Here is a 16,002-nt window from a genome sequence, read left to right as displayed (position 1 = left end):
CCTTGTGTCTGACCCCACTGAGATCTCCGAACCAGTCGTGAGCGCGGCCGTCGATGCCGCCCTCGCCGCCATTGCCGCCGCGAACGATTCCGCGGCCCTGAAGACCGTGCGCACCGAGCACACCGGCGAGGCCTCGCCGCTGGCCCGGCTCAACGCGCTGATGCGTAGCGTGCCCGGCAACCAGAAGGCCGCCGCCGGCAAGCTCCTCGGTCAGGCCCGAGGTGCCGTCGCCCAGTCCTTCGCCGCCCGCGAGGCTGCGATCACCGAGGCCGAGGCCACCGCCCAGCTCGCGGCCGAAACGGTCGACGTGACCGCGGCGGCGTCCACCTGGAAGCCCGGCGCGCGGCATCCGCTCACCCTGCTGCAGGAGCGCGTCGCGGATGTCTTCGTCGGCATGGGCTGGGAGGTGGCCGAGGGCCCCGAGCTCGAGAGCGAGTGGTTCAACTTCGACGCGCTCAACTTCGACGAGGACCACCCGGCGCGCGCCATGCAGGACACCTTCTTCATCGACCCGCCCGAGGCGCACCTGGTGCTGCGCACGCACACCTCCCCGGTGCAGCTGCGCGCCCTGCTGTCGCGCGAACTCCCGATCTACGTCGTCGCGCCCGGCCGGGTGTTCCGCACCGACGAGCTCGACGCCACCCACACGCCCGTGTTCCACCAGATCGAGGGCATCGCCGTCGACAAGGGTCTGACCATGGCGCACCTGCGCGGCACCCTCGACCACTTCGTGAAGGCCATGTTCGGCCCCGAGGCCAAGGTGCGGCTCCGCCCCAACTACTTCCCGTTCACCGAGCCGAGCGCCGAACTCGACCTGTGGCACCCGACCTTCAAGGACGGCGCCCGCTGGATCGAGTGGGGCGGCTGCGGCATGGTCAACGCCAATGTGCTGCGCTCCGCCGGGATCGACCCGGAGGTCTACTCCGGATTCGCATTCGGCGTGGGCGTCGAACGGGCACTGATGTTCCGAAATGATGTGAAGGATATGCACGACATGGTCGAAGGCGACGTCCGGTTCAGCCAGCAGTACGGGATGACCGTCTGATGCGGGTACCACTGAGCTGGCTGGGCGAGTTCGTCGACCTGGCCCCGGGCACCACGCCCGAAGACGTGCACGCGGCCCTGGTCAGCGTGGGACTCGAAGAGGAAGAGATCCACCGCTTCGAGCTGACCGGCCCGATCGTGGTCGGCCAGGTGCTCGAGTTCGTCGGTGAGCAGCAGACCAACGGCAAGACCATCAACTGGTGCCAGGTGCGCGTCGCACCCGGCGACGAGCTCGCGGCCGACGGCGGCCCGGCCGTCCACGGCATCGTCTGCGGAGCCCACAACTTCGTCGTCGGCGACAAGGTCGTCGTGACCCTGCCCGGCGCCGTGCTCCCCGGCCCGTTCCCGATCGCGCCCCGCAAAACCTACGGGCACGTCTCCGACGGCATGATCGCCTCGGCCCGCGAACTCGGCCTCGGCGACGAGCACGACGGCATCCTGGTGCTCGGCAGCCTCGGACTCGACCCCGAGATCGGCACGGATGCGATCGCCCTCCTCGGCCTGGACGACACCGCCGTCGAGATCAACGTCACGCCCGACCGGGGTTACGCCTTCTCGATCCGCGGCGTCGCCCGCGAATACGCGCACGCCACCGGCGCGGCCTTCCGCGACCCCGCGCTCTCTGTCACCGCGGACGCGTCCACGGTCGCCTTCCCGGTCAGCGTCGACGACCAGTCCCCGATCCGGGGCCGGGTCGGCGCGAGCGTGTTCGTCACCCGCGCGGTGCGCGGCGTGGACCCCACCCGGCCGTCTCCGGCCTGGCTGATCGCCCGCCTGAAGCTGGCCGGCATCCGTTCGATCTCGCTGATCGTCGACGTCACCAACTACGTGATGATCGAGCTCGGACAGCCGATCCACGGCTACGACCTCGACAAACTGGTCGGCGGCATCACCGTGCGACGTGCAGAGCCGGGGGAAAAACTCACCACCCTCGACGACGTCACCCGCACCCTGAACGCCGAAGACCTGCTGATCACCGACGAGACCGGGCCGATCGGCCTGGCCGGCGTGATGGGCGGCCAGAGCACCGAGATCGGCTCCGCCACCACGAATGTGCTGATCGAGGCCGCGAACTTCGACCCCGTGTCGATCGCGCGCACCGCCCGCCGGCACAAGCTGCCGAGCGAGGCGTCCCGCCGCTTCGAGCGCGGGGTGGACCCGGCCGTCGCCGCCGTCGCCGCCGCCCGCGTCGTGCAGCTGCTCGTCGAGCTCGCCGGGGGAGAGGCCGACGGCCTCGGCTCCCTGCACGACGCGACGCCGGGCTCCCGGCCGATCGCGTTGCCGACCGGCTTCATCTCCGGGCTGATCGGGCTCGAGTACACCCCGGACGAGGTGCGCTCCTCGCTGGCCGAGATCGGCGCCTCGCTCGAGGAGACCGAGACCGGGCTGAACGTCACCGCCCCGAGTTGGCGCCCCGACCTGACCGACAAGTGGACCCTGGCCGAGGAGGTCGCCCGCATCGTCGGTTACGACCGCATCCCCTCGGTGCTGCCCGTCGCCCCGCCCGGACGCGGTCTCACCCACGCGCAGACGCTGCGCCGCCAGGTCGCGCAGACCCTCGCCGCCACCGGTCACACCGAGGTGCTCGCGTACCCGTTCGTGGCGGAGAAGTCGAACAACCTGTTCGGACTGCCCGCCGGGCCCGTCGTGCCGCAGATCCGGGTCGCCAACCCGCTCGACGGGGAGGCGCCGTTCCTGCGCACCTCCATCCTGCCGGGCCTGCTGCAGATCGCGCACCGCAACCGCTCGCGCGGGATCGTCGACCTGGCCGTCTTCGAACTGGGCCTGGTGTTCCGGCCGGTGGCCGGCATCCGGTACGGCAGCTCCGTCGTGCCGCCCGGCGCGGTGCGCCCGAGCGCGCAACTGGAGGCCGAGCTGAACGCGGGCATCCCGCCGCAGCCGCTGTCGGTCGCGGTCGTGCTGACCGGCTCCGTGGTGCGGCCCCAGCCGGGGCAGCCCGCCGTTGCCGCAGGCTGGCAGCACGCCCTCGCGGCCGTGCGCCAGGTCGCGTTGGCCGCCGGCGTGCCGATCACGGTGCGCCAGGGCTCGCACCAGGCGCTGCACCCCGGTCGCACCGCCGAGCTGTTCGTGACGACGGATGCCGGCGCCACCTCGGTCGGCTACGCCGGCGAACTGCTGCCCAGCATCGCCCGCGGCGCGGATCTGCCCGCGGTCGTCGCGGTCGCCGAGATCGACCTGACCGCCGTGTTCGCGGAGGCCGGGGCCGAGCTGCGCGCCACCCCGATCGCCACCATGCCGGCCGCCACGCAGGACCTGTCTCTCGTGGTGGACGCCGGAGTGCCCGCCGGTGACGTGCTCCGCACCCTGCTCGAGGGCTGCGGGCCGCTGCTCGACCACGCCGAACTCGTCGACGACTACCGCGGCACGGGCGTGCTGTCCGGCCGCAAGTCGCTGACGTTCGCGTTGCGGTTCCGGGCCGCCGATCGCACCCTCACGGCGGCGGAGGCCAGCGACGCCAAGCTCGCCGGCGTCGCGGTGGCGGCTGCCCGCTTCGGGGCCACCCTCCGCGAGTAGCACGCCGAGAGTCGCCCGTTCTGCCGAGCATCGCCGCCCGAGCGGCGATTATCGGCGCGAACGGCGATTCTCGGCGCGCGGGGCGGCGCGCTAAGTTTGACGCATGGCTTTTTCGGTGGCGGTGGCAGGTGCGAGTGGCTACGCGGGCGGTGAATTGTTGCGTCTGCTGGCCGGGCACCCCGACTTCGAGGTGCGCACGGTCACGGCCCACAGCAATGCCGGGCAGCGTCTGATCGACGTGCAGCCGCACCTGCGCTCGCTCGCGCACCTCACCCTGGTGGACACCACGCCCGAAACCCTCGCCGGGCACGACGTGGTGTTCCTCGCCCTGCCGCACGGGGCATCCGGTGCCCTGACCGGTCACCTCTCGGTCGACACGCTCGTCGTGGACTGCGGCGCCGACCACCGGCTCGAGAGCGAAGCCGACTGGGCGGAGTTCTACGGCGGCGACTACTTCGGCGCCTGGACCTACGGGGTGCCCGAGCTGCCCGTGGCCGGCGGCACGCAGCGCTCCCGGCTGGCCGGCTCCCGCCGCATCGCCGCCCCCGGCTGCAACGCGAGCACGGTGGCGCTGGCGCTGGCGCCGGGCATCCGTGCCGGGGTGATCGAGCCCGAAGACCTGGTCGCCGTGCTCGCGGTCGGGCCCTCCGGGGCAGGCAAGAGCCTGAAGCTGCCGAACCTCGCCGGCGAGATCCTCGGCTCCGCCAACCCCTACGCGGTCGGCGGCGTGCACCGTCACATCCCGGAAATCCAGCAGAGCCTGCGCTGGGCCGGGGCCGCACACGCGACCATCTCGTTCACCCCGGTGATCGTGCCGATGTCCCGCGGCATCCTCTGCACCGCCACGGCCCGCCTCGTGCCCGGCACGTCCGCGGCCGCGGTGCGCTCCGCCTGGGAGCAGGCCTACGCCGACGAGCCGTTCGTGCACGTGTTGCCGGAGGGCCGGTTTCCGCGCACGAGTGACGTGCTCGGCGCCAACACCGCCCTGATCGGCCTCGCCGTCGACGAGGCCGTGGGCCGCGTCGTGACGATCACCGCCGTCGACAACCTCACCAAGGGCACCGCCGGTGCCGCCATCCAGTCCGCCAACCTGGCGCTGGGACTGCCCGAAACCACGGGCCTTTGCACGAATGGAGTTGCCCCATGAGTGTCACCGCCCCCTCCGGGTTCGCCGCTGCCGGGGTCACCGCCGGCCTGAAGCATTCCGGCGGCCTCGACCTCGCCGTGGTGCAGAACCTCGGCCCGCTCACCAGCGCGGCCAGCGTCTTCACCAGCAACCGCTGCAAGGCGAACCCGGTGCTCTGGAGCGAGCAGGTGATGAAGGCCGGCCGGGTCAAGGCCATCGTGCTCAACTCGGGCGGCGCGAACTGCTACACCGGCAGCATCGGCTTCCAGACCACGCACGCCACGGCCGAGGCCATCGCCGACCGCCTGGAGATCTCCGCCGGCGAGGTGCTGGTGTGCTCCACCGGCCTGATCGGCGAGCAGCTGGACCTCGGCAAGATCACCGCCGGCGTCTGGGACGCGACCCTGGCCCTGCAGGGGGAGAAGGCCACCTCCGACGCCGCCGGCCTGGCCGCGGCGCAGGCGATCATGACCACCGACACGACGCCCAAGCAGACCATGCTCGTGTCCGACGCCGGCTGGACCATCGGCGGCATGGCCAAGGGCGCCGGCATGCTCGCGCCGGGCCTGGCCACCATGCTCGTGGTGCTGACCACCGACGCCGTGCTCGACTCCGAGCAACTCGACGTGGCCCTCCGCCAGGCCACCCGGGTCACGTTCGACCGCCTCGACTCCGACGGCTGCATGTCCACCAACGACACCGTCACCCTCCTCGGTTCCGGGGCGAGCGGCGTCACCGCCGACCTGGCCGAGTTCACGGATGCCCTGACCGCCATCTGCCAGGACCTCACCCTGCAGCTCCAGGCCGACGCCGAGGGGTCCGGCCACGACGTGGCCATCACGGTGCGGAACGCCGGCACCGAGGCCGACGCCGTCACCGTCGCCCGCGCGGTCTCCCGCAGCAACCTGTTCAAGACCGCCATCTTCGGCAACGACCCGAACTGGGGCCGCGTGCTCGCCGCCGTCGGCACCACGGATGCCGCCTTCGACCCCTACGGCATCGACGTCGCCATCAACGGGGTGCAGGTCTGCACCGCGGGCGAGCCCGACCAGCCGCGCGAGCTCGTCGACCTGACCCCGCGCTCGGTCTCCGTCACGATCGACCTGCACGAGGGAGCCGAGACGGCCACCATCTGGACCAACGACCTCACCCACGCGTACGTCGAAGAGAACAGCGCGTACTCGAGTTGACCCCGGCCCACGGAACCCCAGCCGACGAGACGAACAGCGGCGACGAAACGAACTCTGGTGACAGGAACAGCCGCGCGGAGGCGGCCGTCAAAGCCGCCACGCTGATCGAGTCGCTGCCGTGGCTCAAGCGGTTCCACGACCAGATCATCGTGGTCAAATTCGGCGGCAACGCCATGGTCAGCGAGGAACTGCAGCGCGCGTTCGCCGAAGACATGGTCTACCTGCGCTTCGCCGGCATCCGCCCGGTCGTCGTACACGGCGGCGGTCCGCAGATCTCCGCGATGCTCGACCGGCTCGGCATCGAGAGCGAATTCCGCGGCGGCTACCGGGTGACCACCCCGGAGGCGATGGACGTCGTGCGGATGGTGCTCACCGGCCAGATCAACCGGGAGCTGGTCAGCCGCATCAACGAGCACGGCCCCCTGTCGGCCGGGCTCTCCGGCGAAGACGCCGGGCTGTTCCAGGGCCGCCGCCGCGGCACCGTGATCGACGGCGAAGAGGTCGACCTCGGCCTGGTCGGCGATGTGATCGGCGTCGACCCCGAGGCCGTGCACGCCCAGCTCGCCGCCGGCCGCATCCCCGTCGTCTCCTCGATCGCACCCGACACGGATGTCCCGGGCCAATCCCTGAACATCAACGCCGACGCCGCCGCCGCCGCCCTCGCGGTCGCCCTCGGAGCCGCCAAACTGGTCATCCTGACCGATGTCGCCGGGCTGTACAGCGACTGGCCCAACCGCGACTCGCTGGTGTCGGTCATCGACGTGGACGCGCTCCGCGCACTGCTGCCGGGCCTCGAGTCCGGGATGATCCCCAAGATGACGGCCTGCCTCGACGCGGTCGACGGCGGTGTCGCGAAGGCGGCCATCATCGACGGCCGGGTGCCGCACTCGATCCTGCTCGAGGTGTTCACCGGCAGCGGGATCGGAACCGAAATCGTCCCGGTCTGACATGACACCCCCAGAATCGAGTACTGAACAGATGGCCGACTCCGGCACCCACGACTGGCGCGCGCGTTTCGGCGACGCGATGATGCGCACGATCGCACCGCCGCTCGCGATGCTCGTGCGCGGCGAGGGCTGCTACGTCTGGGACGAGGAAGGCACGAAATACCTCGACTTCCTCGCCGGAATCGCCGTGAACTCGCTCGGCCACGCGCATCCGGCCCTCGTCGCCGCGGTCACCGACCAGGTCGGCCGGCTCGCCCACGTCTCCAACTACTTCGCGTCGCCGCCGCAGCTGGAACTGGCCGAACGGCTGAAACGCCTCACCGGTGCGGGCCAGGCCGGCCGGGTCTACTTCTGCAGCTCCGGCGCCGAAGCCAACGAGGCCGCGTTCAAATTGGCCCGGCTCAACACCAGCGGGGGCCGCCGCACCCGCATCCTCTCCCTGCACGACTCGTTCCACGGCCGCACCATGGGGGCGCTCGCCCTCTCCGGCAAACCGGCCATGCGCGAGCCGTTCCTGCCGGTACCCGGCGGGGTCGAGCACATCCCCGCCACGCTCGAGGCGCTCGACGCCGCCCTCGACGACACCGTCGCCGCCCTCTTCCTCGAACCCGTGCAGGGCGAGGCCGGCGTGATCGACCTGCCGGACGGCTTCCTCCAGCAGGCCCGCGAACTCTGCACCCGGCACGGCGTGCTGCTCATCCTCGACGAGGTGCAGACCGGTGCCGGCCGCACCGGCGAGTGGTTCGCCTACCAGCGAGAGGGTATCCTGCCCGATGCGCTCACTCTCGCGAAGGGGATCGGCGGCGGCCTGCCCATCGGCGCCCTCGTCACTTTCGGCGCCGCATCGGAGTTGTTCCAGCGCGGCCAGCACGGGTCGACCTACGCCGGCAACCCGCTCGTCACGGCGACCGCCAACGCCGTGCTCGGCACCATCGAGGCCGATGACCTGGTCGCCAACGCCGCGCACCGCGGCGAGCAGCTGCGGCAGATCCTTGCCGGCTTGGGCTCCCCTCTGGTCAGCGAGGTGCGCGGTCGCGGACTCCTGCTCGGGGTCGGGCTCACCGAGCCGGTCGCGCAGCGCCTGACCGCCGCGGCCCAGAGCAACGGCCTGATCGTGAACGCCGCGAACGAGTACACCATCCGTCTGGCCCCGCCCCTCATCGTCGGCGACGCCGAACTGGCCGATTTCGAGCGCCGATTCCGGCTCGCTCTGGCCAGCATCTAGAGTTGAACAATCTATTCCCGAAAGCGAAAGTGACATTGTGACCCGCCATTTCCTGCGCGACGACGACATCTCACCGGCCGAACAGGCCGAGATCCTCGACCTGGCACTGGAGCTGAAGCGAGACCGATTCGCGGTCAAACCCCTGGCCGGTCCGCAGACCGTGGCCGTCATTTTCGACAAGTCCTCGACCCGCACCCGGGTCTCCTTCGCCGTGGGAATCGCCGACCTCGGCGGCAGCCCGCTGATCATCAGCACCGCGAACAGCCAGCTCGGCGGCAAGGAAACCGCCTCCGACACCGCCCGCGTGCTCGAACGTCAGGTGGCCGCGATCGTTTGGCGCACCTACGGCCAGGCCGGGCTCGAGGAGATGGCCCTCGGCACCACGGTGCCCGTCGTCAACGCGCTCTCCGACGACTTCCACCCCTGCCAGCTGCTGGCCGACCTGCTCACCATCCGCGAGCACCGCGGCGACCTCGCCGGTCAGACGCTCGCGTTCCTCGGCGACGGCGCCTGCAACATGGGTCATTCCTACCTGCTCGCCGGCGCGACCGCGGGCATGCACGTGCGCATCGCCTCCCCGGTCGGCTACACGCCCGCCGACGCGGTGGTCGCGGATGCTGCGGCGATTGCCCTGCGCACCGGCGGTTCCGTCGAGCTCTTCACCGACCCGCTCGCCGCCGTCGCCGGCGTCGACGTGGTCATCACCGACACCTGGGTGTCGATGGGTAAGGAAGAGGAGAAGGCCACCCGCCTCGGCGATCTCGGTCGCTACCGCGTCGACGCCGCCATGATGGCCCTCGCCAAACCCAACGCCCACTTCATGCACTGCCTGCCGGCCGACCGCGGCTACGAGGTGACCGCCGACGTCATCGACGGCGCGCAGAGCATCATCTGGGACGAGGCCGAGAACCGCCTGCACGCCCAGAAGGCGCTGCTCGTCTGGCTGCTCGCGCAGAACACCCCCGCATAGTCGCCTCACCGGGCGTCACAGCGTGACCGTAAACTTGAACAGATCTATATTTAGGGAGAACCATGGCTGAACGCGTTGTGCTGGCATATTCGGGCGGACTCGATACCTCGGTGGGCATCGGCTGGTTGAAGGATGCGACCGGCAAAGAGGTCGTGGCCCTCGCCATCGACGTGGGACAGAGCGGCGAGGATATGGACGTCATCCGCCAGCGCGCCCTGGACTGCGGCGCCGTGGAATCCATCGTCGTCGACGCGAAGGACGAATTCGCCAGCGACTATGTCGTGCCGGCGCTCAAAGCCAACGCGCTGTACCAGAAGCGGTACCCGCTCGTCTCCGCGCTCAGCCGCCCGCTGATCGCCAAGTACCTCGCCTCCACCGCGAAGGAGCTCGGCGCGAACAGTGTCGCACACGGCTGCACCGGCAAGGGCAACGACCAGGTGCGCTTCGAGGCCGCCGTCGCCGCCCTCGCACCGGAGCTCACCTCGCTCGCCCCGGTGCGCGACTTCGCCCTCACCCGCGACAAGGCCATCGAGTACGCGGCCCTGCACAACCTGCCGATCGCGCAGTCGAAGAAGAGCCCCTATTCGATCGACCAGAACGTGTACGGCCGTGCGGTCGAGACCGGCTTCCTGGAAGACCCGTGGAACGCCCCGATCGAAGATCTCTACACCTACACGCAGGACCCGGCCGTGACCCGCGAGCCCACCGAGGTCGTCATCAGCTTCGACCAGGGTGTTCCCGTCGCGATCGACGGCGTCGCCGTCACGCCGCTGCAGGCCATCGAAATGATGAACCTCCTCGCCGGCAACCAGGGCGTCGGACGCATCGACATCGTCGAGGACCGCCTCGTCGGCATCAAGAGCCGCGAGGTCTACGAGGCCCCCGCCGGCATCGCCCTGATCGCCGCGCACGAAGAGCTCGAGAACATGACCGTCGAACGCGACCTGGCCCGCTACAAGCGCTCGGTCGAATCGAAGTGGGCGGAACTCGTCTATGACGGCCTCTGGTTCTCCGGCCTCAAGCGGGCCCTCGACGTGTTCATCGATGAGACGCAGAAGCACGTGACCGGCGACATCCGTTTGAAGATGCACGCCGGCTCCGCCGTCGTCACCGGGCGGAAGTCGTCGAAGAGCCTCTACGACTTCAACCTCGCCACCTACGACACCGGTGACACCTTCGACCAGTCCATGGCCAAGGGCTTCATCGAGCTGTGGTCGCTGCCGAGCAAGATCTCGGCTCGCCGCGACCTCGCCGGCGAGTAGGGCCGACGTGGCTGGCGACAAGGACACGACCGCGAACCGAGCCGGTAAGGCGGGCGCCCTCTGGGGCGGCCGCTTCGCCGGGGGACCGTCACCGGAACTGGCGAAGCTGAGCAAGTCGACCCAGTTCGACTGGCCGCTGGCTCCCTACGACATCCGCGGCTCCCAGGCCCACGCGCGGGCCCTGGCCGCGGCCGGTTACCTGACCGACCCGGAACTCGTCGCCATGATCGCCGGCCTCGACACCCTGATGCAGGCCGTGCTCGACGAGAGCTTCCTGCCCGCGGAATCCGACGAAGACGTGCATTCGTCCCTGGAACGCGGCCTGATCGACATCGTCGGCGTCGAACTCGGCGGCAAGCTGCGCGCCGGCCGCAGCCGCAACGACCAGGTCGCCACCCTGGTGCGCATGCTGCTCCGCGACAAGGCGCAGGGGATCTCCGCCCACGTGATCGACCTGATCGACGCCCTGGCGTCGCAGGCCGAGGCGAACGCCGACGCAATCATGCCGGGCCGCACGCACCTGCAGCACGCCCAACCGGTGCTGCTCGCGCACCACCTGTTCGCGCACTGCTGGCCGCTCGTGCGCGACCTCGAGCGTGTCATCGACTGGAACAAGCGCGCCGATTTCTCGCCCTACGGCTCGGGCGCCCTGGCCGGCAACACGCTCGGCCTCGACGCTGACCTGGTGGCGGCCGACCTCGGCTTCAGCGCCGTGGTCGAGAACTCGATCGACGGCACCGCCAGCCGCGACCTGGTCGCCGAGTTCGCCTACATCACCGCCCAGATCGGCATCGACCTGTCCCGGTTGGCCGAGGAGATCATCCTCTGGAACACCCGCGAGTTCGGCTTCGTCACCCTCGACGACTCCTACTCGACCGGGTCGTCGATCATGCCGCAGAAGAAGAACCCGGACATCGCCGAGCTGGCCCGCGGTAAGTCGGGGCGCCTGATCGGCAACCTGACCGGCCTGCTGACCACGCTCAAGGGACTGCCGCTGGCCTACAACCGCGACCTGCAGGAAGACAAGGAACCCGTCTTCGACTCGATCGAGACGCTCGAGGTGCTCCTGCCGGCCTTCAGCGGAATGATCGCGACGTTGACCTTCCACACCGAACGGATGGCCGAGCTCGCCCCCCAGGGATTCTCGCTGGCCACCGACGTCGCCGAGTGGCTCGTCAAGCACCAGGTCACCTTCCGCGACGCGCACGAGATCACCGGCTCGCTGGTGAAGTACGCGGAGCAGAACGGGCTCGACCTGCACGAGGTCGACGACGCCGCGCTGCTCGCGCTCTCGCCGCACCTCACTCCGGACGTGCGCGAGGTGCTCACCATCACCGGTTCCGTGTCCCGCCGCGACGGCCAGGGCGGCACCGCCCCGGTGCGCGTGGCCGAACAGCGTGCGGTGCTCGTCACCCGGGTGCGCGCGCTGGCGGCTGCGCTCGGCATGTGACCCCGGGTCACGGCATTCTGGCGCGACCGGCGGTTGAGGTCGCGCCACTGCTGTTGGGCGCGGTGCTCGGTCACGCCGGGGTGCTGCTGCGCATCACCGAGGTGGAGGCCTACCTCGGCGTAGGCGTCGACCCCGGCTCGCACGCCTTCCGCGGTCAGACCCGGCGGAACGCGACGATGTTCGGCCCGAGCGGGCACCTCTACGCCTACTTCAGCTACGGCATGCACGTCTGCGCGAACATCGTCTGCTCACCCGACGGCGAAGCCTCCGCGGTGCTGCTGCGGGGAGGCGAGATCATCGCCGGGGAAGCCTCGGCACGGATGCGTCGCCCCACCGCCCGCAGCGACCGCGACCTGGCGCGCGGCCCGGCCCGCCTCACGCGGGCGCTCGGCATCGGGCTGGACGACGACGGCGCGGACCTCGGGCTCGCGCCGTTCGAGCTGACCCTGCCCGAGCATCCGGCCCCGTTCCTCTCCGGACCGCGCACCGGGGTGGGCGGCGACGGCGGGGGAGCGGAGTACCCGTGGCGATTCTGGATCCCGGGCGACGGGACGGTGTCGCCGTACCGGCGGCATCCGAAGCTGGGCGCTCCGCCCCTGCAGCGATAGCGCCGCGACGGATGGCGGGGGTCCGCGCCGGTCCCGCGCCGGGCATCCGTCGTGATGTATACGCGGAGATTTTCGGGAAACACCGGTTGTGGCGGCGGCCCGAGCGGCGTGTTGCGAAAATCTCCGAGGTTACGTGAACGTGGTGGCCACGGATGCCCCGGCCCGGTCGGCAGGTTCCGGTCACCGGGTCCGTGGACCGGCGCGCTCACCTGACGGCGCAACACGGCCGCGAGAGCGGGTGAATCGTCGGTTTCGGCGCCCCAGAACGACGATTCACCCGCTCTCGCGGTAGGGGAGCTCACACTTCTGACAGCGCCGGCGTGCGAGAGCGAGTCCACGTTCCCGACCGCGCCGGGAGGAAGTGCCCCCACAGCTCGACCACCGATCACCGACGGCTCGACCGCCGCGGCGCTCGACCACCCCGGCAAGCACCACCCCGGAGGGCCCTAGGTCAGGGCGATCTGCACCAGGGCGGCGCAGGCGCATGCCCAGATCAGGCTGGCCAGCGTGCCGATGATGAACCGTTCCCGGGCCTCCGCCGTGGCCAGTTCGGTGAACCGGCCGACGCCCTTGATCGCCACGACCACCGCGATGGCCTCCGGGAAGCCGGCCAGGATCGCGCCGGCCACGGCCAGGCGCTCCAGGATTCCGATCATCAATCCGCCGCGCAGCACCTCGTGCACGAATGCGCCGGAAGCCCCGGGAGCCCCGGAAGCCCCGGAAGCCCCGGGAGCGCCGGGATCCCCGACAGCCCCGGCCGTGCCGGTCGCAGCGGGCGCGTCGGTCGGCGTGGGAGTCGGCGCCGGCGACGAGGGCGCGTCGCCGTTCTCGACCAGGATCCCGCCGTGCTGGCCCGGGGGCACCGAGTTGTTGGTGGCCAGCCGCAGCGCGAGCAGCGCCGCCGGGCCGCCGCCGACCACGGCGAGGCCGAGGGCCAGCATGCCGAGGAGAACGCCCGACACGGTCGCGCCCCCGGGGGAGGGGAGTGCGGCGATCATCAGGGCCGCCGCAAGGGCGCCGGCGGAGATCGCGGCGAACTGCAGCTTCTGGCGCCGGAAGGCGAGGAGGGCCAAGACCAGCGAGCCGGACGTGACGATCAGCAGCACAAGCCAGTAGAGGTAGGCCACGATCGGGAAGGACGAGGAGATCATGCGGCAGGGTCCGTTTCGGTCGTGGCGTGCTCGAGGTTCTCCAGCAGCCTAACCAGTGCTGGCTGCGCCGCCTGGTCGACCCTCCAGAGCGCGCTGCGGATGCGCTGGCTGACGGCCGCGGCGGAAATGCCGAGCTCGGCGGCGATGTCCACCTGGGACATCCCGCTCGCCAGCAGGTCGATGGCCGCCCACCCTTCCTTCGAGCGACGCTGCCGAAGAAGCAGCAGGGTGGTGATGAGCGACTCCACCCCGTCGGCGTCGAGCAGCGGAGCAGCGCGCCCGGAGGCACGGTCACCAGCCGAGTCACCAACCGGGTCACCAGCAAGGTCGACCGCCGGGTCGACCTCGAGGCTGAACCGGGCCTCGGCCTTCTTCGCCCGCGTGACGGCGGCCCGAGCCGCAACGAACGCGCCGCCGGAGGCCTGCCGGGTCGTGTCCGGCAGGGGGGTGCGCACATCCCCGATGCCGAGGCCGATGCTCCAGTGCCCCGCCCGTTGCAGGGCGAGAACCGCGGCGAGGGCCGTGGCGGCGTCGGGCAACAGCAGCTGGATTTCGTCGCCTGCCGTCTGGTCGGGCGGCAGGGTGAACGCCGGGCCGAACGCGGCCACGAGCTCGGCGATCATCTCGCCGGCTCGATCCCGGTCGTTGCGGCTGCCGATCTGGTCGGCGGTGATGACGAACATGCGCAGGACCTCCGACGGAGTTAACGGGCAGATATAAAGCTTCACAGCTGAATCTACACTAATTCAGCTTCTAGGCTTAATATTCATCGATCAAGGCGCGGCCATGAATTCCAGGGCAGCGAGGCGGGCGCTGATAACCTTGGTTCGTGTCAGATCCAGCCATCCTCGCCCTGCAAGCCAACGACCCGACCTTCGACGACGTCTGGGAGGAGATCTCCTGGCGAGGCCTGGTGCAGGTGTCCACCGACACCGCCGAACTGCGTGAGCTGCTCGCCGGCCCGCCGGTCACGTTCTATTGCGGCTTCGACCCGACCGCCCCGAGCCTTCACCTCGGCAACCTGGTGCAGTTGCTGCTCATGCGCCGGCTGCAGCTGGCCGGGCACAAGCCCCTCGGCCTGGTCGGCGGGTCCACCGGACTGATCGGGGACCCGCGCCCCACGGCCGAGCGCACCCTGAATTCCCGGGATGTCGTCGGCCAGTGGGTGGGCTACCTCCAGGACCAGGTCTCGCGCTTTCTGAGCTCGGAGGGCGACAACGCCGTCACCCTGGTGAACAACCTCGACTGGACCGCGCCGCTCAGCGCCATCGACTTTCTGCGTGACATCGGCAAGTACTTCCGGGTCGGCAGCATGCTCAAAAAGGATGCCGTCAGCGCCCGGCTGAATTCCGACGCCGGCATCAGCTACACCGAGTTCAGCTACCAGGTGCTGCAGGGGATGGACTTCCTCGAGCTGTTCCGCACCTACGGCTGTGTGCTGCAGACCGGAGGCAGCGACCAGTGGGGCAACCTCACCAGCGGCATCGACCTCATCCGCAAGGCGGAGGGGGAGGGCGCCCACGCCATCGGCACCCCGTTGATCACCAACAGTGACGGCACCAAGTTCGGCAAGAGCGAGGGCAACGCGGTCTGGCTCGACCCCACCCTCACCAGCCCGTACGCGTTCTACCAGTTCTGGCTCAATACCGACGATGCCGATGTCATCAACCGGCTGAAGGTGTTCACCTTCCTCACCCGGTCCGACATCGAGGAGCTCGAGGGTGCCGTGGCGACCGAACCGTTCAAGCGCCTCGCCCAGCGCACGCTCGCCGTCTCGGTAACGAGCCTCGTGCACGGGCGTGCCGCAACGGATGCCGCCATCCAGGCCGCCCATGCCCTCTTCGGGCAGGGTGAACTCTCCGATCTCGACGAAGCCACCCTCGAAGCGGCGCTGCGGGAACTCCCCAACACGACGACCGCCCCGCACGCCCCCGTGGTGCAGTTGCTGGTCGACACCGGACTGAGCATGAGTCTGAGCGAAGCCCGTCGTGCCATCAGCCAGGGCGGGGTCTACCTCAACAACGTGAAGGTGCTGAGCGACGACCAGACCATCGAGGGGGCCGTTCTCCCCGGGGGAGTCGCCGTGCTCCGCCGCGGGAAGAAGACCCTGGCCGGCGTTTTCGTCGTCTAGTTCCGAGACGGATGCCGCCCGGTCGTGTGCGCTCTTCGGGGCGTGACACGCCCGGGCGGTTTCTGGTTTTGACGGCCCGGTGTGGGGACCGTAATGTATTCAAACGTACCCCACAGGTGCGGAAAGCCGCAGAGCTTCCCGGCCTCACGTGGAACCACAGTTTTGAGCTTGTTCCCATGTTTGTATCCGTTACGGATCGGTGTGGGGGAGGCCTAAGATAGTAACTCTCTCCGGCTGTTCGTCTGGTCGGGTCGGTAGATGTTTCGGTGTGCTTCGGCGCACTCGGATTCGGCTGCTGGCCTTGATTTGACAGGGAATGGCCGGGCAGATAAGTTATACAAGTTGCCTCGAAGCGACAGCCTG

General features: G+C 70.0%; 13 protein-coding genes. 11 read left to right on the top strand and 2 right to left on the bottom strand.

What is annotated here, in order from left to right:
- Window positions 1–4: 4 nt before the first annotated feature.
- The 10 genes from pheS (at window position 5) to E3T23_RS08165 (ending at window position 12,357) form a co-directional block, all read left to right on the top strand.
- Entirely contained in the window at window positions 5–1,045 is a 1,041-nt protein-coding gene (gene pheS / locus E3T23_RS08210) for a phenylalanine--tRNA ligase subunit alpha (protein WP_134369900.1), read from the top strand.
- The gene (gene pheT / locus E3T23_RS08205) at window positions 1,045–3,579 is read left to right on the top strand and encodes a phenylalanine--tRNA ligase subunit beta (protein ID WP_134369899.1); all 2,535 of its coding nucleotides are present in this window, start codon (window positions 1,045–1,047) and stop codon (window positions 3,577–3,579) included. The genes pheS and pheT overlap by 1 nt, the downstream gene beginning before the upstream one ends.
- A 103-nt stretch (window positions 3,580–3,682) precedes the next feature.
- Window positions 3,683–4,726 (top strand): N-acetyl-gamma-glutamyl-phosphate reductase, encoded by a 1,044-nt coding sequence (gene argC, locus E3T23_RS08200; protein WP_134369898.1) that lies wholly within the window; start codon window positions 3,683–3,685, stop codon window positions 4,724–4,726.
- Window positions 4,723–5,895, top strand: coding sequence for a bifunctional glutamate N-acetyltransferase/amino-acid acetyltransferase ArgJ (argJ, locus tag E3T23_RS08195; protein ID WP_134369897.1), 1,173 nt, complete (start codon window positions 4,723–4,725; stop codon window positions 5,893–5,895). The genes argC and argJ overlap by 4 nt, the downstream gene beginning before the upstream one ends.
- 101 nt (window positions 5,896–5,996) lie before the next feature.
- Window positions 5,997–6,842, top strand: coding sequence for an acetylglutamate kinase (argB, locus tag E3T23_RS08190; protein ID WP_241977770.1), 846 nt, complete (start codon window positions 5,997–5,999; stop codon window positions 6,840–6,842).
- A 31-nt stretch (window positions 6,843–6,873) separates the two neighbouring features.
- Window positions 6,874–8,067 (top strand): acetylornithine transaminase, encoded by a 1,194-nt coding sequence (locus tag E3T23_RS08185; protein ID WP_134369895.1) that lies wholly within the window; start codon window positions 6,874–6,876, stop codon window positions 8,065–8,067.
- Window positions 8,068–8,104: 37 nt separating this feature from the next.
- A complete protein-coding gene (argF, locus tag E3T23_RS08180) occupies window positions 8,105–9,037 on the top strand; it encodes an ornithine carbamoyltransferase (protein WP_134369894.1) in 933 nt (310 codons plus the stop codon).
- 62 nt (window positions 9,038–9,099) lie between these two features.
- The gene (locus E3T23_RS08175) at window positions 9,100–10,299 is read left to right on the top strand and encodes an argininosuccinate synthase (protein ID WP_134369893.1); all 1,200 of its coding nucleotides are present in this window, start codon (window positions 9,100–9,102) and stop codon (window positions 10,297–10,299) included.
- Between the two features lie 7 nt (window positions 10,300–10,306).
- Complete coding sequence (gene argH / locus E3T23_RS08170; protein ID WP_134369892.1) at window positions 10,307–11,749, top strand: argininosuccinate lyase; 1,443 nt, start codon at window positions 10,307–10,309, stop codon at window positions 11,747–11,749.
- Entirely contained in the window at window positions 11,746–12,357 is a 612-nt protein-coding gene (locus tag E3T23_RS08165; RefSeq protein ID WP_134369891.1) for a DNA-3-methyladenine glycosylase, read from the top strand. Before argH ends, E3T23_RS08165 begins: the two co-directional genes overlap by 4 nt.
- A gap of 446 nt (window positions 12,358–12,803) precedes the next feature.
- Here the strand turns inward: E3T23_RS08165 and E3T23_RS08160 are convergent, their stop codons facing one another.
- Both E3T23_RS08160 and E3T23_RS08155 read right to left on the bottom strand, forming a co-directional pair.
- A complete protein-coding gene (locus E3T23_RS08160) occupies window positions 12,804–13,508 on the bottom strand; it encodes a hypothetical protein (protein WP_134369890.1) in 705 nt (234 codons plus the stop codon).
- A complete protein-coding gene (locus E3T23_RS08155) occupies window positions 13,505–14,191 on the bottom strand; it encodes a DNA-binding protein (protein ID WP_134369889.1) in 687 nt (228 codons plus the stop codon). Before E3T23_RS08155 ends, E3T23_RS08160 begins: the two co-directional genes overlap by 4 nt.
- Before the next feature lie 146 nt (window positions 14,192–14,337).
- Here E3T23_RS08155 and tyrS point away from each other — a divergent pair, with 146 nt between their 5' ends.
- Window positions 14,338–15,639, top strand: coding sequence for a tyrosine--tRNA ligase (gene tyrS, locus E3T23_RS08150; protein ID WP_241977768.1), 1,302 nt, complete (start codon window positions 14,338–14,340; stop codon window positions 15,637–15,639).
- The last annotated feature ends 363 nt before the right edge of the window (window positions 15,640–16,002 follow it).

Origin of the sequence: Cryobacterium cheniae (assembly GCF_004403395.1) — a bacterium.
Lineage (GTDB): Bacteria > Actinomycetota > Actinomycetes > Actinomycetales > Microbacteriaceae > Cryobacterium > Cryobacterium cheniae.
The sequence above is the reverse complement of the archived record's forward strand: the minus strand, read 5'-3'. Positions and strand labels throughout refer to the sequence as shown.